At 68.5% G+C, this 19140-nt stretch carries 16 protein-coding genes and 1 riboswitch; of the genes, 4 read left to right on the forward strand and 12 right to left on the reverse strand.

Annotated features, from left to right (window positions below):
* Window positions 1-9: 9 nt before the first annotated feature.
* A riboswitch (cobalamin riboswitch) is annotated at window positions 10-89 on the reverse strand.
* A gap of 32 nt (window positions 90-121) precedes the next feature.
* The 3 genes from AB0J62_RS10120 to AB0J62_RS10130 are packed head-to-tail and all read right to left on the reverse strand — an operon-like array spanning window position 122 to window position 1950.
* The gene (locus AB0J62_RS10120; RefSeq protein ID WP_130446846.1) at window positions 122-331 is read right to left on the reverse strand and encodes a hypothetical protein; all 210 of its coding nucleotides are present in this window, start codon (window positions 329-331) and stop codon (window positions 122-124) included.
* Entirely contained in the window at window positions 331-1341 is a 1011-nt protein-coding gene (locus tag AB0J62_RS10125; protein WP_363866812.1) for an aldo/keto reductase family protein, read from the reverse strand. The genes AB0J62_RS10120 and AB0J62_RS10125 overlap by 1 nt, the downstream gene beginning before the upstream one ends.
* A 21-nt stretch (window positions 1342-1362) precedes the next feature.
* Window positions 1363-1950, reverse strand: a complete 588-nt coding sequence (locus AB0J62_RS10130; protein WP_134097929.1) for a DUF3043 domain-containing protein — start codon at window positions 1948-1950, stop codon at window positions 1363-1365.
* Between the two features lie 183 nt (window positions 1951-2133).
* Between AB0J62_RS10130 and AB0J62_RS10135 the strand changes: the two genes are divergently transcribed.
* The 4 genes from AB0J62_RS10135 (at window position 2134) to AB0J62_RS10150 (ending at window position 5598) form a co-directional block, all read left to right on the forward strand.
* A complete protein-coding gene (locus tag AB0J62_RS10135; protein WP_363866816.1) occupies window positions 2134-2958 on the forward strand; it encodes a PspA/IM30 family protein in 825 nt (274 codons plus the stop codon).
* On the forward strand, window positions 2955-3230 hold the full coding sequence (locus AB0J62_RS10140) for a hypothetical protein (RefSeq protein ID WP_134097933.1): 276 nt from the start codon (window positions 2955-2957) through the stop codon (window positions 3228-3230). Before AB0J62_RS10135 ends, AB0J62_RS10140 begins: the two co-directional genes overlap by 4 nt.
* A 229-nt stretch (window positions 3231-3459) precedes the next feature.
* On the forward strand, window positions 3460-4986 hold the full coding sequence (locus AB0J62_RS10145) for a sugar transferase (RefSeq protein WP_363866820.1): 1527 nt from the start codon (window positions 3460-3462) through the stop codon (window positions 4984-4986).
* Between the two features lie 69 nt (window positions 4987-5055).
* A complete protein-coding gene (locus AB0J62_RS10150) occupies window positions 5056-5598 on the forward strand; it encodes a sigma-70 family RNA polymerase sigma factor (RefSeq protein ID WP_363866823.1) in 543 nt (180 codons plus the stop codon).
* Window positions 5599-5642: 44 nt separating this feature from the next.
* Here AB0J62_RS10150 and AB0J62_RS10155 read toward each other — a convergent pair whose 3' ends face one another.
* The 9 genes from AB0J62_RS10155 to asnB form a co-directional block, all read right to left on the reverse strand.
* Entirely contained in the window at window positions 5643-6020 is a 378-nt protein-coding gene (locus AB0J62_RS10155; RefSeq protein WP_363866826.1) for a hypothetical protein, read from the reverse strand.
* Entirely contained in the window at window positions 6020-7654 is a 1635-nt protein-coding gene (locus AB0J62_RS10160) for a right-handed parallel beta-helix repeat-containing protein (RefSeq protein ID WP_363866829.1), read from the reverse strand. Before AB0J62_RS10160 ends, AB0J62_RS10155 begins: the two co-directional genes overlap by 1 nt.
* A 13-nt stretch (window positions 7655-7667) precedes the next feature.
* Window positions 7668-8870, reverse strand: coding sequence for a glycosyltransferase (locus tag AB0J62_RS10165; protein ID WP_363866832.1), 1203 nt, complete (start codon window positions 8868-8870; stop codon window positions 7668-7670).
* Window positions 8867-10114 (reverse strand): hypothetical protein, encoded by a 1248-nt coding sequence (locus AB0J62_RS10170; RefSeq protein ID WP_363866835.1) that lies wholly within the window; start codon window positions 10112-10114, stop codon window positions 8867-8869. Before AB0J62_RS10170 ends, AB0J62_RS10165 begins: the two co-directional genes overlap by 4 nt.
* Window positions 10111-11748 (reverse strand): hypothetical protein, encoded by a 1638-nt coding sequence (locus tag AB0J62_RS10175; RefSeq protein WP_363866838.1) that lies wholly within the window; start codon window positions 11746-11748, stop codon window positions 10111-10113. The genes AB0J62_RS10170 and AB0J62_RS10175 overlap by 4 nt, the downstream gene beginning before the upstream one ends.
* The gene (locus AB0J62_RS10180) at window positions 11745-12959 is read right to left on the reverse strand and encodes a Wzz/FepE/Etk N-terminal domain-containing protein (protein ID WP_363866841.1); all 1215 of its coding nucleotides are present in this window, start codon (window positions 12957-12959) and stop codon (window positions 11745-11747) included. The genes AB0J62_RS10175 and AB0J62_RS10180 overlap by 4 nt, the downstream gene beginning before the upstream one ends.
* A gap of 148 nt (window positions 12960-13107) precedes the next feature.
* A complete protein-coding gene (locus AB0J62_RS10185; RefSeq protein ID WP_363866844.1) occupies window positions 13108-15057 on the reverse strand; it encodes an alginate lyase family protein in 1950 nt (649 codons plus the stop codon).
* Window positions 15054-17201: a bi-domain-containing oxidoreductase gene (locus tag AB0J62_RS10190; RefSeq protein ID WP_363866848.1), complete on the reverse strand. Its 2148-nt coding sequence runs from the start codon at window positions 17199-17201 to the stop codon at window positions 15054-15056. The genes AB0J62_RS10185 and AB0J62_RS10190 overlap by 4 nt, the downstream gene beginning before the upstream one ends.
* Before the next feature lie 19 nt (window positions 17202-17220).
* Complete coding sequence (asnB, locus tag AB0J62_RS10195; protein WP_363866851.1) at window positions 17221-19140, reverse strand: asparagine synthase (glutamine-hydrolyzing); 1920 nt, start codon at window positions 19138-19140, stop codon at window positions 17221-17223.

A 19140-nucleotide genomic window follows, 5' to 3' on the forward strand; every position in this document is an offset into this window, starting at 1 on the left:
TGAGTCCCAGTGTTCCGGCTTGCCGCCCCCGGACAGATGCCGAGGGCGGCCTACGGTTGCGGGTCAGCGCCGGACTTCGACCGGCTTCCCTGTGACGCAGACGTGTGGTTCGACCGGAACTCTACTCTGCCGACGACAGACTCATCGGGCCGTAGACCTCACGGTTGTCCTCGAGCAGGTAGACCTGGCTGACGCCACGGTCGGCCAGGTCGCGCCAGACCTCGCCCAGCCAGCTCTCGGCGTCGCCCTGGGCGGAGAACTCTGCCCCGCCGACCTCACCCGGGTCGACCAGGGCGCCGGACGCGGTCTCGAACCGCCAGTTCCAGCTCATCACGCCACCCGCGCCTGCGGTGAGTTCTGCGCGGTCTTGGCCGGGTCGCGCTCGACGATGCCGCCGAGAACCTCGTCGATCCGCTTCAGCAGGCCGTCGTCCAGCTTCACGCCGGAGGCCTTCACGTTCTCGGTGACCTGCTCGGGCCGGGAGGCGCCGACGATCGCGGACGAGACGTTCGGGTTCTGCAGGACCCAGGCGACCGCGAGCTGCGACAGCGACAGGTCGACCTCGTCGGCGATCGGCTTCAGCTCCTGCACCCGGGTGAGCACGTCGTCGGTCAGGAACCGCTTGATGAACGTCGCGCCGCCCTTCTCGTCGGTGGCCCGCGATCCCTCCGGCGGCTGCTGACCGGGCAGGTACTTGCCGGTGAGCACGCCCTGCGCGATCGGGGAGAACACCACCTGGCCGATGCCGAGCTCCTCCGAGGCCGGCACCACCTCGGCCTCGATCACGCGCCAGAGCATGCTGTACTGCGGCTGGTTCGAGACGAACGGGATGCGCAGCTCGCGGGCCAGCCGGTGGCCCTCCTGCAGCTGCTCCGCGGTCCACTCCGAGACACCGATGTACAGCGCCTTGCCCTGGCGGACGACATCGGCGAACGCCTCCATCGTCTCCTCCAGCGGCGTCTCGGTGTCGTACCGGTGCGCCTGGTAGAGGTCGACGTAGTCGGTCCCGAGCCGCTTCAGCGAGCCGTTGATCGACTCGTGGATGTGCTTGCGGGACAGGCCGGTGTCGTTCGGGCCCTTCGGGCCGGTCGGCCAGTACACCTTGGTGAAGATCTCCAGCGACTCGCGTCGCTCACCGGCCAGCGCCTCGCCGAGCACCGACTCGGCCGCCGTGTTGGCGTAGGTGTCCGCGGTGTCGAACGTCGTGATGCCGGCGTCCAGCGCCGCCCGCACGCAGGCCTTCGCCTGCTCGTTCTCCACCTGCGACCCGTGCGTGAGCCAGTTCCCGTACGAGATCTCGCTGACCTTCAAACCGCTGTTGCCGAGAAAGCGAAAGTCCATATGTCTGACCCTACCGTCCGATCAGGAGGGCTTCTCTCCGCGTTTCACCATCGGCTTGGGTAGCCGCCAGCGGCGCATCTGCATGGTCCGCCGGACCGCGTAGAACCCGAGGCCCTTGGTGGACTCCTTGGGGAACTTGATCCCGACCGACTTCCGCAGCCCGGCCGTCAGCAGGAACCAGTCCGCCGCGATCAGCAGGATCATCGCCAGGAAGAGCAGGTTGACCAGCCCGGCCAGCCACGGGAACTGCGGCGAGAACACCACGCCGACCAGCGACACCACCAGCAGGATCGGCAGCGCGAACTCCATCACGGAGTACCGGGCGTCGACGTAGTCCCGGGCGAACCGGCGCACCGGACCCTTGTCGGCGGCGGGCAGGTACCGGTCGTCGCCGGTCTGCATGGCCGCCTGCATCTTGGAGCGCTCGGTCCGCACCTTCTCGCGGCGGATCGCCGAGGCCTCCTTGCGGTTGCGTGGCTTTTTGAACGCGGCCTTGCGCGCCGCCTCGGCCTCGCGGCGGCTCGGGGTCGGCCGACCCTTGCCTCCGGCCTTGCCCTGGGGCTCGGCAGGTACGGTGGTATCTGATTCAGACTTGGAACGACGGAACACGGGGTCAGAACCTCATTCACAGGGAAGGTCACGACTCGGGGTGGTCCCCGGGACCTCGTTACCCCGAATCTTATAGGGGACAGCATCGGGGCCGGTCCTGATGGTCTGGTGACCCATAGGCACATAGGGTGGATGACACGCACGCCGGGTCGTCAGTCCGGCACAGAAGGGGTACGGATATCGATGAGCATCTTCAAGCGGATGTCGACGATCTTCAAGGCCAAGGCGAACTCCGCCCTGGACAAGGCCGAGGATCCTCGCGAAACCCTTGACTACTCGTATCAGAAGCAGCTCGAGCTGCTCCAGAAGGTACGGCGTGGTGTGGCCGACGTGGCCACCAGTCGCAAGCGGGTGGAGTTGCAGGCCTCCCAGCTGCAGTCCCAGTCGGCGAAGCTGCAGGAGCAGGCCCAGAAGGCGCTCTCGATGGGCCGCGAGGACCTGGCCCGGGAGGCCCTGACCCGCAAGTCCGGGCTCCAGGGCCAGATCGACGACCTGCAGACCCAGCACGCACAGCTGCAGGGCGAGGAGGAGAAGCTGACGCTCGCCTCCCAGCGGCTGCAGGCCAAGGTCGAGTCCTTCCGGACCCGCAAGGAGACCATCAAGGCCACCTACACCGCGGCAGAGGCGCAGACCCGGATCAACGAGGCCTTCTCCGGCATCTCCGAGGAGATGAGCGACGTCGGTCTCGCGGTCCAGCGGGCCGAGGACAAGACCCAGCAGATGCAGGCGCGGGCCGGCGCGATCGACGAGCTGCTCGCCTCCGGCGCGCTCGACGACGCCAGCGGCACGGTCAAGGACAACATCACCCTGGAGCTGGACCGGATGTCGTCCGGCTCCGACGTGGAGAACGAGCTGGCCGCGATGAAGGCCCAGCTTTCCGGCGGCGGGGCGCCGAAGGAGATCTCCGGTGAGGTACCGGGCGCGGCCCAGCAGTCCGCCCAGTCCGCCCAGCAGCCAGTGCAGCCGGCCGCCGAGCCGGTGAGACCTCAGGACGGAGATGTTCGGTGATCGTTCGCATCATGGGTGAGGGTCAGTGGCGACTGGCCGACGAGAAGCTCGACGCGCTCAACACCGTCGACGGCGACCTCGAGAAGGCCGTGTCGTCGGGTGACGAGACCGCGTACCAGTCCGCCTTCGCGGCGTTGCTGGACTTCGTCCGCTCCGGTGAGAAGGTGCCGGACGACGAGCTGCACGACTCCGACGCCATCCTGCCCCCGTCGGACAGCTCGCTCGCCGAGATGCGTGAACTGATCAGCGGCGATGGCTTGATCGCCGGCTGATCACTTCCAGTAGCCGAACGAGACCCCTGGGACCCGAAAACGGGTTCCAGGGGTCTTTTGCTGTGAGCGCGGTGGCGCGCCGGTAAACACTGGTCATCAGTGCTTTTGTCTGCCGCGTTCCCGTAGTACTGTTCGGGACACGCCGTTGTGGGGGCGGTGTTGGACGAGGTCCGTGACGGGGAGTGGGTTGGTCGCGGGTTTCGGTATCACCTGTGGGGGGTGACTGTGCGTGACTGAGTTTGTCATGTCCGAAGGGCTCGCTGAACCGGCTGATCTACGGCCGGCGCCGTCAGGGGAGCGTCGTCGGCCGGTCTGGGTCGTTCCGGACGAGGTGCCGGCAGTGCTGCCGCGCTCGGCCCGGTTCACCGAGGCACGCTGGGTGGCGAAGTACCGTCGGGCGTCGTTGGCGGCTGATCTCGGCGCCGGAGTGATCGGCGCCGCGGTGGCGCTGGTGGCCCGGTTCGGGGCCTCGATCAACCTCGGCTACTTCGTGCTGGGCGCGTTGCTGCCGATCGCCTGGATCGCGTGTGTGGCCTTGCAACGCGGCTACGAGACCAGGTACTTCGGCACCGGGCCGGAGGAATTCCGTTCGATCATCCGGGCCGCGGTCGCACTGACCGCGCTGGTCGCGATCACGTCGTACGCGACCAAGAGCGAGGTTGCCCGCGGATTCGTGATCCTCGCGGTGCCGACGACCTGTCTCGCGGCGATGGTCGGCCGCTGGTTCCTGCACCGGCAGATCTCGTGGCGGCGGTTCGCCGGCCGGTGCATGCGCCGGGTACTCGTTGTCGGACGCAACGACCAGGTGATGACGCTGACGCGGCACCTGGAGGAGCGGCCGGCCGACGGGTACGTCGTGGTGGCGAGCTGCCTGCCACGCGGCGACGTGTTCGAGGACGCCGAGTTCGAACGGCTGGGCCGGACCGAGATGGACATCCTGGCCGGCGTCGACCAGTTCGACGTCGAGGTGGTCGCGGTGGCTGCCGATCCGGAGCTCGCCGGGCACTCGCTGCGCAAGCTGTCCTGGGCGCTCGAGCAGCGCGGGGTCGAGCTGATCGTCTCGCCGGGCATCGTCGAGGTCGCCGGTCCGCGGATCTCGATCCGTCCGGTCGCCGGCCTGTCGTTGCTGCACCTGGAGCGGCCGTCGGTGAGCGGCGGGCCGCACATGCTGAAGAGCATCTTCGACCGTGTGGTCGGATGCCTGCTGCTGCTCGGGGTCTCGCCGATCCTGCTGGTCACCGCGCTGCTGGTGAAGCTCACCAGCCGTGGCCCGGTGCTGTTCCGGCAGACCCGGGTGGGCCGCGGCGGCGAGCAGTTCCAGATGCTGAAGTTCCGCACGATGGTGGCCGACGCCGAGGCCCGCAAGGCCGAGCTGCACGCGCTGAACCAGGGCAACGGGATCCTGTTCAAGATGCGTGACGACCCGCGGATCACGAAGGTCGGCAAGTACCTGCGGCGGTTCTCGATCGACGAGCTGCCGCAGCTGGTGAACGTGCTCCGGGGGGACATGTCACTGGTCGGACCGCGGCCGCCGCTACCGGCCGAGGTTGCGCAGTACGCGATCGACGACGCGCGCCGGATGCTCGTCAAGCCGGGCCTGACCGGCCTCTGGCAGGTCAGCGGTCGCAGCGACCTGACCTGGGAGGAGTCGATGCGGCTCGACCTGCGGTACGCCGACAACTGGTCGATCGCACTGGATCTGCTCATTTTGTGGAAAACCGCTCGTGCCGTGCTGGGGAGCGACGGCGCGTACTGAAGCGACGCATTTTATGGATGTGCATTCCCGAGGGGGGAATTCGTGACTGCTGTACTGGAAGGATCAGGCGTGGCCCGATCCGACGCCGCGACCTTGGTCATCGGGGCCGCGGCGGGGGATCAGGGGGCCTGGAGCCGGCTGGTCGACCACTATGCGCGGCTCGTCTGGGCCGTGACCCGCAGTTTCCGGCTGAGCGACAGCGACGCCGCTGACGTCTCGCAGATGGTCTGGCTGCGGTTGCTCGAACACATCAACCGGGTCGACCCCGAGCGGGTCGGCGCCTGGCTGGTCGTCACCACCCGGCGCGAATGCCTGCGGGTGCTGGCATTCCGCAAGCGGGTGCTGCTGACCTACGAGGCGACGGCGTTCGAGGACGTGGCCGGTGACCTGCCCGAGCTGGACGCCGACCTGCTGGCCGGCGAACGGGCCGACGACGTACGGCGGGCCCTGGAAAGCCTGCCGGACCGGTGGCAGCAGCTGCTCGGCATGCTGATGGCCGACCCGCCGGCGCCGTACGCCGAAATCTCCGCGACGATCGGGATCCCGATCGGCAGCATCGGCCCGATCCGCGGCCGCTGCCTGGAGAAACTCAGACTGCTGCTTGCCTCCTGAGGCAGCAGAGCCCGGTCCGGGCCGCACAGTGGTTCGTGTTCAGCTCAGAGCATGATCCACGCGGTCCGGACCGGGCGTTGTGCTGTGCCCGGCCAGCGGAGCAGGAAGCTGACCAGCCGGGCGCCGTTCGGTCCCTCGGCGTCGCCGCCGCGGGACTCGACCACGACCGGCCCGGACGGCGAGACCCGCAGCTCGATGGTCAGACCGCTCCGGCCGCTCTCGTGGATGTCCACGTCGAGCGTGATCCCGTGACCCGAGAACCGCAGCCGGCGGACGTCGCCCGAGCCGGGGGCGTCGAGAATGCTGTCGAAGATCAGGTCGAGGACGTCGAGACCCCGCTCGTGCCGCCCGAACGCGGCGTAGCCGACCGAGCGGAGCAGGGCGATCTGCTCGCCGACCGCACGCTCCGGTGGCCCGATCATCAGCGCTCACCACTGACTTTGATCACGCTGTCGGAGTCCTGACCGTACGGCGCGCCCTGCCAGCTGGCCCAGTTCACCCCGTTGCCCTGCTCGTGCACGATGAAGTTCCACGGGCCGGAGTAGGTGTTGTTGAAGAACCGGTTGCCCTGGTGGAACGTGATCGCGTCCTGGATCGTGGCGTTCTTGTACGGCGACCACTTCGGGAACGTGCCCCAGTTCGAGAACAGCCCGTTGTAGCCGCAGCCAGTGCGGACGGCGCAGGTCTTCCCGATGTTGTCCGGGTCGAGCGCGAAGATGTTGTCGTGCACCCGCACGTTCTGCGTCTTCCACCGGCAGTCGCTGACGTACGGCGGGGTCTTGATCGTGGTCGCGTTGCAGGTCTTCGCCGACACGACCGACGGGTTCACCAGGGTGCCGGATCCGCTGCTGGTGTTCGCGGGCGACCCGGCGAACCGGTCGGCGTTCTCCCAGAGCACGACCCCGGCCCAGTTGTCGGTGAAGACGTTGCCGCTGATCTCGAAGGTCTGGTTGAACACCCCGGGCGCCCGCGGGTCGCTGCCGGACTCGGAGATGTACAGCGCCGGCGTCGGGAAGCCCGCGTTCTCCGGCCCCTTCCCGAGGCCGTTGCGGACGAAGGAGTTGCCGCGGATCCCGGCGTTGTAGCTGGTCTCGTAGATCAGGCCCTCGGCCGCGTTGCTGGAGATGTAGTTGCCCTCGATCACGAAGCCGGTGTTGTTGGTGTCGGCCCAGAGTCCGGCGCTGTGGTTGTCGTGCACCCAGTTCCCGCGCACGACCGCCCCGGTGACCTCCCAGAACTTGCCGCCGCCGGTGCAGCCGCAGCCGCCCTTGAGCCGCTCCCAGTCGTCGGTGTTGTTACCGGAGATCTCGTTGTGGTCGATCGTGATACCGGCCACCTTGCCCGGGTTGTAGGCGTTGAAGCCGTACTGGCCGTTCTCGGTCAGGCAGTTGCTGCGGACAACGTTGTGGTCGCCGATCATCAGCCCGGCGCCGGCGTTGTGCTGGATCGTGTTGGCCTGCACCGTCCAGCGGGCGCCGGCGTCGTGGTTGACCACGCCCTCGTCGTTGTTGGTCCGCGGCGCGCCGAAGTTCTGGATGGTCAGGTTCTTGATCGTGACGCCGTTGGCGTAGCCGGTGAACGCGTACCGGTTCTTCTTGCCTCCGTCGAGGATCGCTCCGGGCGCCCCGACGTACACGTTGCCGTCCTTCGGGATGACCTGGGCGAACTGTGCGGTGCCGAGCCGGTGCGTGCCCGGTGCCAGCCAGAACGTGGTGCCGGCCGGGTTGTGCGTGGTGAGGTCGTTCAGGTTCTGGGTGGTGCTGACCACGACCGCGCCCGGCGGGGCCGTGGCCGGGCCGGCCAGGACGCTCGCGTTCCCGCAGATCCTCGCGGGCGGTGCCGTCGGCGCGGGCGGTGCGGGCGTCGCCGACACGCCCGGGGCGGACGTCGGGGGATCCGCTTTCGCGGTCGGATCGTTGTTGAAATAGGTGATCCCGCCGGCAACCAGGGCAGCAGCAACGACAAGCCCTCCCGTGGCCAGGACGGGCGGACGGCGGTACCACGCGCGAGCTGCGGGCGGCTCGCGGCGTTGGGTGCTGTGTGCTTCGGGGGGCATGGCGTCCTCGACCTCAACGATGGGCGGTGACAGGGTGTTCGGTCGCGTACCGGTAGATCTCGAGCAGTTGCTCGATGCTTCGTTCCGGCCGGTGTTTCGTCTCGTACGTCGTACGCGCCTGTCGGCCGAGCTCGTCGTACCGCGCGGGGGACGCGTCGACGTCGAGCAGCAGCTTGGCGAGCGCATCCGGACGGCCCGGCTCGAACAGCGCGCCGTCGACTCCGTCGGTGATCAGCTCCGGGAACGACCCGTGGCCCGAGGCCAGCGGCGGCACTCCGACCGCCATCGCCTCGATCACCACCAGGCCGAACGTTTCCTCCCACTCCGAGGGCAGCACGACCCCGCGCGACTGCCCGATCAGCTCGAACACCTGCTCCTTGCTCATCAGCCCGCGGAGCTCGACCGACGGCCGGGTGGCCGCCCAAGCGGTCACCTCGTCGAGCATCGGGCCCCCGCCGGCGATCACGAGTTTGAGCGCGTCGTCACCGGCGACGGCGCGGTACGCGTCCCAGCCCTTCATCAGCAGCGGAGCGCCCTTGGCCGCGTCCAGCCGGCCGACGTACGTCACCTGCCGCTGCCGGGGCCCGCCGACGGGTCCGTCGTACGGCACGGCGTTGGGCTTGACGAACGACCGCTCCGGATCGAAGTTCATTGCCCCAAGCAACCGGCGCTGTGACTCGGAGATGAAGATGTACGCCGATACCAGGCGCCGCCAGCTCCGCCGGTGACCGCGGGCGTTGAGCACCGTCGTCGACGTTGCGAGCGCGGATCCGCGGTAGCAGCGATGGACGACCGCGGCGGCCGGATTGCCGCCGGCGCAGTCGTGGCACACCTCGCCGTCGCGGAAGAAGTCACCGCTGGCGCACAGCAGTTTGTAGTTGTGCAGTGTGATGACCACCGGTACGCCGGCCGAGTGGCACGCGTACAGCACGGACGGGCTGAGCAGCGGGAACGTGTTGTGGACGTGCACGACATCGGGCCGGTCCTCCGCCAGCGCGGTCGCGAGATCGCGCCGGCTCGCCGGGTTCCAGACCACGCGGCCGGGCAGCGTGGCCTTCTGCCAGGCAGGCCAGTCCTCGATGTCGTCGCTGTGCCGTTCGAAGTGCCGTACGTCGTGCCCGAGTGCGGTCAGCGCCGCGCTCTCCTGATCGACGACCCGGTTCTCGCCGCTCGGCGCGGTCGACCGGTATCTGTTGTGTACCAGCAGGATCTTCATCGCGGTCCCTCACGGGTCGACGTGTTGTAGACGAGTGACGCGGCCAGCGTCAGGTCGAGCAGGTACGACGAGGCCTCGCTCAGCCCGCTCTCGGTGAACGACGCGATCACGCAGTACGTGACCAGGAAGAGTGCGAGCGCCCGATGCGGGCCCTGCGGCCGGAACCAGGCGGCGATCAGCACGAACAGCACCAGCATGATCGTGATCGCGACGCCGACCAGGCCGACGTCGTAGTAGGTGCCGAGCCAGTTGCTGTCGATCGGCAGGCCGTTGAACGACTTGTTGGACAGCCCGAAGCCGAACAGGGTCTCGAAGGTCGATCGCGGCTGCGCCAGGATCGCGTCCCAGACCAACTTGCGTCCGGTCAATGCGCCGAGCTCCTGGGCGTCCTGCCCGCGGGCGAGCCAGGTCGTCACGACGGAGCTGAGGGTGAGCGCCCCGACCGAGAAGACGACGATGCCGATCGTGAACGCCTTCCGTACCCGCGAGCGTCCGGTGAACAGGCTCAGCCCGGCGACCAGCACGCCGACCACCAGCGCGAGCAATGCGGTCCGGGTGTGGGTCAGGAGCAGAACCGGGAAGCACACCAACACACTGGTCAGTGCGATCCAGCGACGGAGGTGACCGGACATCCAGAGCACGATCGTGAGACCGGCGGCGCCCGCGGTGTAGTGCCCGACCTGGGTCGGCGGGATCGGCCAGAGGACGCCGGCGAGGCGGTTCTCGGTCATCGCCAGGCCCGGTGCGACCAGCAGGCCGACGACCACCGAGGCGACGATCGCCCACAGGACCATCAGATGCGTCCGCACCAGCAGCAGGTCGCGGCGCGGCCACCACGGCGTCAGCAGCCACAGCACCAGCGCGAATCCGCACAGCCGTCCGGCCCGGAACAGCGCACCGAGCAGGAACTCGGCCCGGATGCTGGCCAGCAGCGCTTCCGCCGCCAGCAGCATCACCAGGAAGACGAAGACGCTCGGCCGGATCCGCACCGGCCGGTTCACCGACAACGCCACCATCAACGCGCCGACCAGCGCTCCTTGTGCGAGCAGCTTGCCGACCGATCCGGGGATCGGCAGGATGTGCGGCGCGCCCGGGAAGAACGTCATCACGTTCAGCACCAGCAGCGCCCACGCCAGCTGCACGCGGTGCCGCCGCCGTACCTCCGGCGCGACGACGCGCCTGGTGGGGCGGTGGCGGACCCGGGTAGTCCCGTGCGTACCGAGGCGGGTGGTGATCGTCGTCATCGGCGGAACATCTCGACATCCACGGTCAGCGGACGTCCGGCCTCGGCCTCGGTCACGCCGACACCCTCGTCGGTGCGGTCAGGACGCAGTACGACGGCACTGCTGATCTCGAGCCCTGCCAGCCGGAGCATCTCGCCGGTGGCCTGGATCTTGGTCGTGGTCGACTCACCCGCGGTCACCACGACGGTGGCGTTGGACGCCCATGTGGCCAGGTGATCGGCGCCGAGCTCCGGTGTCAACGTGGTCAGTGTCAGGACGACATCGGCGACCTCCCAGGCCGAGTCGAGCTGGATGTCACCGGAACTCGACGGCCGGTTGCTGTCGCTCAGGTGCAGGTAGCAGCCCTGGGCCGGGCCACGGGTCTGGTCTGGCCGGTGGACGTCGACGCGCTGGCCGGGCGCGCTGAAACGCGACTCGTGCGTGCCGGGAGTCTTGACGCCCAGCATCCCCGCCAGCCGGCCGGACTCGGTCAGGTCGGCCACCAGCACGTGCTTGCCGTCCTCGGCCAGCGCCACCGCCAGCGACGCAACGACGAGCGCACAGGTCTTCACGTCGTCGACGCTGACCACGGCCATGGCCGGTGTCGGGTGTTCACCCCAGAAGATGCGCTGATCGAGGTGCTGCATCATCAGCTGCACTTCCGGCGCGGTCCGCTGCGACGGGCGCAGGTACCGCGGCCGGGGCAGGAGCCGCAGCCGCGAGGGTCGCGGGCTGCTCAGCCGGACCCGTGCGCCGAGTGCCTGCGAGATGTCCTGGCGTTTCCAGAGCCGGTCGGAGATCAGCGCGCGTACGACGACGAACGCCAGGCCGATGAACAGACCGGCGATCAGGCCGGTGGCGGCGTTGATCACGAGCGTGCGCTTCATCGAAACCCGTACCGGTGCGGCCACGTCGAGCACCCGGCTGCTGTTCATCCGCAGCGCCTCGACCTGCGAGTCGAGCAGCTGCTGCCGCACGTACACGTACTGGTCGCGCGCGGCGCCGAGCCGGACACCCTCCGGGCTGTTCGGGTGCTTCAGCTCGTTCGCGGTCGGGTCGTCGCCGGTTGCCCGGACTGCCTGCTCCGCCAAGGCCAGGTCGTTCTTGGCCGCGGCCTCGTCACGCACGAGCGGGGCGTCCTGCAAGGCGATCTGCTCTTTGCGGTAGATCAGGAAGACCTTGGCGATCGCGGCGGCCAGCTCGGTCGCCTCGTCGCTGGTCTTTCCCGCCGCGCTGATCTGGAGTACCCGATCGGTCTCAGGGACCACGGTGTATTCCTTCAGCAGGTCGTCCTGGCTGATCGGCAGCTTGAGCAGGTCGATCACGCGCTGCGCCACGGTGTGCGTGGTCGCCAGGCTGACATCCGTGGCCATCGCCTTGGTCGGGTCCTCGCCGTCGCGATGGGTGATCAGCAACCGCGTGGCCGACACGCTCGGAGCGGGCACCGCGAAGGTGGATCCGAGCCCGAGCAGAAAGCCCACCAGCCCGAGCACGACCCAGATCCGCACATGGCGGCGGATCGCGTCGCGGAGGAACCGCAGCGTGACCAGTGCGTCCGGCGGGTGCGCGTTCGTCGGTTTGTCGTCGAACAGCCCGTCGTCGTCCGCCCACGCCGGATCGCTCACCACCGGTTCGGTGTACGGCTGGTTGCTCATTTGGTCCTCCTCGCAGTTCCGGTGAGGAGGGTGGGCAGCCGCGAGCTCGACCGGCGCATCGACTGCGAGACGCGTCCGATGGTGCGGTCCGTCGGGTCCGGATCGGTGACGACGATGCCGTCGATGGAACGGTCGTCGGCCGCGGCGGCAACCGCCAGCCGGGCGAGTTCCTCGGCGGTCACGGTGCCGGCCGACAGGGCGATGATCGTGTTGGTCGTCGGTTCCGAGCCGACCACGATCGGGTCCTCCCGGTCGACGACGATCAGATGGATGCTCAGCATCGAGTCACCCGACGGTTCCTGGTGCGAGTCGACCACGATCGAGGTGGAGATGCCGATGGAGTTGGCCAGCGTGGCCAGCTGCGGGCCGAGCGGCAGCGCCTTGTCGTCGCCGGCGAACGAGAGGACGGCCAGCGAGACCGGCGCTCGGTCCTTCACGTCCAGGCCGAGATGGTGCAGCGTCTTGCGTAGCCCCCATGCCTCGACCGCTGTCGGCGAGTAATGCTCGAGCAGGTAGGCCCAGTCGGACGCATCGTTGGCCTGGTACGACGAGACCGATGCCAGCACCGGCAGGCCGACCGCGTCGGCGATCTCGTCCCGCAGCCGCAGCCGGCGGTCGCCGCGCTCCTTGGCCAGTACGCCGATCGATCCCACCACCGCGCCGATCAGGGCGCCGAGAAACCCGTAGATACCAAGATGAATCGGCACGCTTCCACCGCGTGCGGTCGTCGCCTGCTCCAAGACCCGTGCCCCCGTTTTCTTCCCCAGATCGCCGGGCAGGTTCTGGTCCGTGGTGACGAAGACCAGGTAAACCCCGGCAACAGCGTTCGCCAGCTCCATCGACTGGCTGGCCGTCGCACCCTTGGCGTCGATCTGGATGACGTCCTCGGTGACGGCGGTGACCTTGACCCGGCTGCGGACGACCTCGGTCGACAGCGGCGGGTTCAGGTTCTGCCCGGCGCTCTTCAGCACCGGCTCGCTTTCGGCGATGAACACCTGCGTGTCGGTGCTCTGCGTGCCGGCAGCCTTCTGCGCGTCGGTCGTCGGCGCGGGCGGCAGCACCACCAGCGAGGTGGCGGTGTGCAGGGGCGGCACGAAGAACCCGACGGCGACCCCGCCGAACAGGCCTGCCGCCGCCACGGCCGCCACGATCCAGCGATGCCTGCGGATGGCCCGCCAAGACTTCTTGACGTCGAGCTGCTGTGCGCTCACAGCTCCACCTCGCTACGCTCGGCTCCGCTATGAGCGTTGGCGCTGCTCTGCTTGATTGTTCGCTCGCTGCGCTCGCTCACGGGCCCCTCCAGTCGACCGCCACTTACTGTCTGGTTAATAGAGGGCGGCGAACGGAGGGTGATACAGCTCAGGCCCGGAATCGAAAGGTGCTGATCGCGGACTGTTCGGCGGCCAGGTTGCCGGCTCCGACGAGGGTCGTGATCGGGACCTTGCGGCCGAATCGCGGTGAGTACCAGCCCAGCAACGGATCGTCGCCGCCGCGGTGGGCTGTCCAGGTCAATCCGGCCGGCAGTTCGACGATCGCCGAGCCGGTGGACCACTCCAGCCGTCCGGTGGACCCGTCCAGCTCGACGGACACCTCAGGCCCTAGATGCCAGGCAATACGTACGTCCGCCGCCGCATCGAGCCGGTCCTCGACCCGCAGTACGCTGTGGTCGAGTACTGCGGTCCGCCGGTGCGTGACCGGTGAATCGCCGACCCGGTAGCCGTCGTGCTCGGCTTCCCACGTGTTGGGCGCATACCGGCGTACCTTGCCTGTCGCGCCGCGCAGCCAGAGGAACGCTCCGCCCAGGGTGGACTGCTCGGCGCCGGCGACCTCGACGGTGTTGTGGGCGATCGTGGAGCGGAAGTAGTTCCGCCACTCCTCTTCACCGTGGTAGCAGTACGTGCCCGGGTCGGCCAGGATGTCGACGCCGTCGACGCGGACCTCGAGCGAGAGGGCGTCGGAGTGCGCATGCGCGGCGATCGACAGGAAACCGTGCGGACCGGCGTCCGCGCGGCACCAGATCTCCGGACCGTCGTCGTCGCTGCGCAGAATCGTCAGACCGGCGTCCTCGAAGTGATCGGGCCGTACGGCGGGGCGGTCCCGCTGCTGTTTCCCGACCAGCGAGCCGATGATGTACGACGTCGCAGTGGGCGGGCTGTCCGGCCACCAGGGCGCTGCACCGACGGCAGCCGCGCCGAGCGACAGGAACGCCGACCAGTGGTGGATGTCCGGCGGATCGAGGACCAGGACCATGCCCTCGTCGTCGTCGCCCTGGCGTGGTGGCCGGAGCGAGGTGTCGACGATCGCCGCGGCAACGTCGACCGTGCGGGTCAACAGGGCCCAGGTGTGCGGGCTGAGCGGGTGACCGGACCAGTCTGCCTCCAGAGCGGCGTACAGGCCGAGCTCGGAGACGAAGCGGTGGTAGTCGGTTGCCAGCTCGCGGTTGACGCCGGAGGGGAACGTGTTGGCGTCGAGTTCCTTCTCCAGCAGGGCTGCCGCGTCCTGCCGCCAGCGAGTGCTCTTGGTGAACCACGGGAACGCGCATGCGGCGACGAGCTGCCCGGCTGCCTCCGCGATCACGTGGTTGTTGGCCGAGGACCCGTGGCTCTGGAACGCGGCCAGGTAGCGCTGGTGCCAGTAGATCTGCTGGTGCGCCAGTTCGTTGTGTTCGAACAGGTCGGTGATCTCCGGCCAGTCGTTCAGCAGCCGGCGGATCCACGTCCAGCTGATCAGGCGGATGCCGATCTCGATGCCGCTGGCCCAGTGCACTCCGGACAGGAACGGGTTCGTACGCCACCAGTCGTTGAGGTGGTCGGCGACGCGTTCGGCGTACCGGTCGTCGTGGGTCAGGAACCAGGCGGCGGCCAGCTGAGTCAGGTGGTGGTGGCGGGACAACTCCCACACCTGCTTGATGTTGCCGACCGCTTCCTCGTTGCGGTGGTTCAGCTTGAAGACGTACTGCGCCGGGTCGGAGCGGCGGCCGGTGATCGGGTCGCGGAACCAGTCCGGCTTCGTCAGGTCGGTCCGGTCGACGCCGAGGACTTCGAGGTTGCCGGCCATGATCGCGTCGGCCGTCCGGATCACGGCCTTGCGGGCGTCCTCCGGTACGGCGCAGGCGGTGTGCGCCGGGAGCGTCGTACTGAAGGTCAGCTCTTTGCGGAGCGGGAGGTGGGTTGCCGTGTTCTGCCCGGGCCTGACCTGTTGGTAGGCCCAGGCAGTACGGCGTCCGGTATCGCGAGCGCGCAGGACGAGTTCGGTGGGGGACATCCGGCGCAGGCGGCGGACGTACCAGCCCAGGGGCTGGCGGCTCACACCTTCTCCGGTTTGCCTGACGCCAGGCTCCTGTCCACCGCGATGGTGGCGCGGGTGGTGGCGACGAGTTCGTCGAACGAGATCGGCATCGGGCCGCCGGCCTTCACCGCGGCCACGAACTGTGCCAGCTCGGTCCGCTGGCCCTTGTCGGTGCTGCGCGTCTTCCTCGTCGACGGCTTGCGGCCGGTCCACACCGAGGCGCTCTGGAAGTTGTCGAGTCGCCCGTTGCGGCCGCCGCCGGTGATGTCGAGCGTCTCCTTCGGGAAGCGCGAGTTGCCGCCGGCGACGTAGTTGATCGTGCCGACCGAGCCTCCTGCGAACCGGAGCGTGACGATCACGTCGCCGGTGTCGGGACCGGGTACGGCGTACACCTCGGTCGGGAGGCTGTTCAGCCACCAGGTCAGGGTGTCGATGAAGTGCCCGCCCTCGCCGGCGAACCGGGTGCCTTCCTTGCCGGCGTCGAGGTACCAGCTGGTGGAGTCGAGCTTGCCGGCGTTGACGAGGTAGCGCAGCGAGAAGGCGCCGCCCGGGTCGCCGAAACGGCCCTTCAGGTCGGTCAGCAGCGGCGCGAACCGGCGGTTGAACCCGACCATCAGCCGATCGTTGCCGGTGGCATCGACTGTGGCGACGATGCGGTCCAGCTCCTCGTCGGTCAGCGCCAGCGGCTTCTCGACGAAGACGGCCTTCCCGGTCTCGAGCGCCCGGCACGCCAGCTCGGCGTGCGAGCTGTGCCGGGTCACGACAAAGATCGCGTCGAGGCTGTCGTCGGACAGCACCTCCTGCGCATCCGTCGAAATCTGCTCGAACCCGAACCGCCGCTGAGCATTAGCCGCCGACAACGACTTGTTCGTCGCCACCCGAGCCAACACCGCACCCTCATCCTTCTGCAGATGAGGCAACAACATGCTCGACGCATAATTCCCAGCCCCGACAAACCCAACGCGAACAGATCCAGTGGTCGGGTTCGCAGCTCGGGCAACAGTTGCCGTGGGTGCCGTCTCCTGCTGCGGTACGTCTGGGTACTCGAAGAGGAAGCCGACGCCGGGGAGGGTGCCGGTGCTTAGTTGCTGGTAGACGGTGGTGGCGTCGGCGATGGGGAACTGGCCGGCGATCAGGCTGGCGACGTCGATCTGTTCGCGGGCGATCAGGTCGATGAAGCATTCGAGGTTGCGGCGTTCGGTCCAGCGGACGTAGCCGGCCGGGTAGTCGATGCCCTGGAGTTCGTAGCGGTCGTCGTAGCGACCCGGGCCGTAGGAGCGCGAGAACCGGACGTCGAGTTCCTTGTCGTAGTACGCGTTCCAGGGCAGGTCCAGCTTGGTCTTGCCGATGTCGACAACCCGGGCACGGTCGCGCGCCAGCCGGGCAGCCGTCTCGACCGGACCGTTGGAGTGACCGCCCGCGGCCAGCAGGATGCGGTCGGCGCCCAGCCCGTTCGATGCCTCCAGCAACGACCGTTCCAGCGAAGCGATACCGGCCTCGTCGGGGGAGGAGCACGCGAGCGCGCCCGCCTTCTCCGCCATCCGGCAGCGGTCCGCGACCGTGTCGATGCCGAACACCCGCACCCCGGCCGCGACCAGCAACCGCACCACGAGCTGCCCGACCAGACCGAGCCCGATCACCACCGCAGTCTCGCCAAGCTGCACCTCAGCCTGCCGCACACCCTGCATCGCGATCGCACCAACCGTCGAGAACGCAGCCTGCTCGGCCGGCACGCCGTCCGGCACCGGCACGCACAGGTTCAACGGCACCCAGTTGTACTCCGCATGCAGCGCGAACTCGTTCCCCGCCGCGGCAACCAGCTGCCCGACACTGAACTCCTCCGCACCGGCGCCGACCTCGACAACCACACCGCACAGCGAGTACCCGAGCGGCGTGTACGAGTCGAGCTTGTTCATCACCTTCTTGTAGGTGTTCAACGCGCCCTGCTGCGCAACGGAGTCCAGCACCTTCCGCACCTGGTCCGGCCGCGCCTTCGCCTTGCCGACCAGCGACAGCTTCGCCTCGCCGACCTTCATCAGCTCGGTGCCGGTCGAGATCAGCGAGTACAGCGAACGGATCAGCACGCCACCGGGCGCACAGGTGGGCGGAGGCACGTCCAGCACAGCCAGCTCACCGGACTTGTAGTTCTGTGCAACCTGCTTCATGTCCGTCCTTCGTGAGTTGTCAAAGGGAAGTAATGGTCACGCCCAGCGACCGCATGTGGCGGGTCCAGGTCTCCAAGGTCAGCAACTGCCAGATCTGCTTCGAGTAGTCCTCGCGCCCGGCCCGCTCGTCGTCGACGAGCTTCTGTACGGCGGACCGCTGCAGGAACCCGCTGCCGACCAGCTCACCGCGCAGCAGGGTGTCGTCGACGAGCTCGCGCAGGTCGTTCCGCACCCACGCCCGCAGCGGCGCACTGAACGACGCCTTCGGCCGGTAGATGATCTCCTTCGGCAACCACGCCTCGGCCGCCTTCTTCAACGCCAGCTTGCTGACCCGGCGGTGGATCTTCTCGCTGCCCGGGATCGAGAACGCCGCGCGCGCGACGATCGGGTCCACGAACGGCGTCCGTACTTCGGTCGAGGCGGCCATGCTGGACCGGTCCGTGTACGCGAGGTTGAGTCCCGGCAGGAACATCCGCGAGTCCGCCAGGCACATCCGGTTCACATGATCGTCGAGCGTGGTGTCGTGGTAGATGTCGGCGTGCTCGGACAGCAGCTTCCCGACGTACGGCTCCAGGTCCGGGCTCAACAGCCCGGCCAGCTGGTCCCCGTCGTACATCGTGTAGCTGCGCCGGAACGCCGTCTCCTCGGACAGGTTCGCGAACGTCTCGAACCGCTTGGCCCACCGCGCGTACCGCAGTCCGCGCCCGTTCACCGTTACCGGTAGCCGCCGAACGGCGGGCCCGATCACACCGTTCCGCAGTACGCCGGGAAGCCGCTGGTACTGCGCTCCCATCACGCACGCGAGGTGCTTGCGGTAACCGCCGAAGAGCTCGTCGGCGCCCATCCCGGACAGCAGGACCTTCACACCGGCGTCGCGTGCGGTGTCGCACATCAGCAGCGTGTTGATCGCGGCCGGGTCGCCGATCGGCTCGTCCAGGATGTCGACGATGCGCGGAAGCAACTCGACGACATCGGGAGCGATCTCGATCTCGTGCAGGTCGATGCCGAACTGCTGCGCCACCTTGCGCGCGTAGATCGCGTCGTCGGGCATCGCCTCGAGCTTCTGGTCCTGCGCGCGGAACGTGATCGTGTACGAGTCGACACTCGGATCCATGCGCTTGGCCAGCACGGTCACCAGGCTGGAATCCAGCCCGCCGCTGAGGAACGTGGACACCGGGACGTCGGCGACCATGTGCGCGGCGACCGACTCCTCGATGATCGTGCGCAGGTCGGCGCGCGGGCCGGCCGCGGCCTCGGTGGCGACGTCGGTCACCCGCCAGTACAGCTCGTGCCGGCTGCTGCCGTCCGGCCGGAACTCGGCCCACGAACCCGGCGGAAGCTTCTCCACCCCGTCGATCGCGCAACGCTGCTCGGGCAGCCAGTAATAGAGCATCGACGCGATCAGCGCCCCGGGCTCGGTCCGCAGCTCGGACCCGACTGCCGTGACAAGAGCCTTCAGCTCGGACGCGAAGACGACTCCGTCCTGCCGGCGGAGGAAGTACAGCGGCTTGATGCCGAGCGGGTCGCGGGCGAGGTACATGCTGCCGCTGTCCTCGTCGAGCATCGCGAACGCGAACATGCCCCGGAACCGCTTCAGCGCATCCGGACCCCAGCGGCGCCACGCTTCCAGCACAACCTCGGTGTCGCCGTTGGTGCGGAAACCGACGCCGGCCTTGGACAGCTCGGCACGTAGTTCCTTGTAGTTGTAGAGCTCGCCGTTGTAGCAGATGGTCAGCCCACGCTTGCTGAACGGCTGGTCGGCCTCCGACGACAGGTCGATGATCGACAACCGGCGGTGCGCGAGGAACGCCCGTACGTCGCCCTCGTCGAACGCGTAGATCCGGTCGGCGTCCGGACCGCGGTGGGCGATCCGGTTGCTCATCGCCTCGGCGAGGGCAAAACCGTCGTGCTGCTGGTAGCAGCCGGCGATGCCGCACAC

Source organism: Kribbella sp. NPDC049584, from assembly GCF_040675555.1.
Taxonomy (GTDB): Bacteria; Actinomycetota; Actinomycetes; order Propionibacteriales; family Kribbellaceae; genus Kribbella.

Bases quoted from the DNA above. Each gene is read 5' to 3' on its own strand.
- AB0J62_RS10125 (WP_363866812.1), bottom strand. From the start codon at position 1,341: ATGGACTTTCGCTTTCTCGGCAACAGCGGTTTGAAGGTCAGCGAGATC.
- AB0J62_RS10190 (WP_363866848.1), bottom strand. From the start codon at position 17,201: ATGAAGCAGGTTGCACAGAACTACAAGTCCGGTGAGCTGGCTGTGCTG.
- AB0J62_RS10155 (WP_363866826.1), bottom strand. From the start codon at position 6,020: ATGATCGGGCCACCGGAGCGTGCGGTCGGCGAGCAGATCGCCCTGCTC.
- AB0J62_RS10120 (WP_130446846.1), bottom strand. From the start codon at position 331: ATGAGCTGGAACTGGCGGTTCGAGACCGCGTCCGGCGCCCTGGTCGAC.
- AB0J62_RS10175 (WP_363866838.1), bottom strand. From the start codon at position 11,748: ATGAGCAACCAGCCGTACACCGAACCGGTGGTGAGCGATCCGGCGTGG.
- AB0J62_RS10135 (WP_363866816.1), top strand. From the start codon at position 2,134: ATGAGCATCTTCAAGCGGATGTCGACGATCTTCAAGGCCAAGGCGAAC.
- AB0J62_RS10170 (WP_363866835.1), bottom strand. From the start codon at position 10,114: ATGACGACGATCACCACCCGCCTCGGTACGCACGGGACTACCCGGGTC.
- AB0J62_RS10160 (WP_363866829.1), bottom strand. From the start codon at position 7,654: ATGCCCCCCGAAGCACACAGCACCCAACGCCGCGAGCCGCCCGCAGCT.
- AB0J62_RS10165 (WP_363866832.1), bottom strand. From the start codon at position 8,870: ATGAAGATCCTGCTGGTACACAACAGATACCGGTCGACCGCGCCGAGC.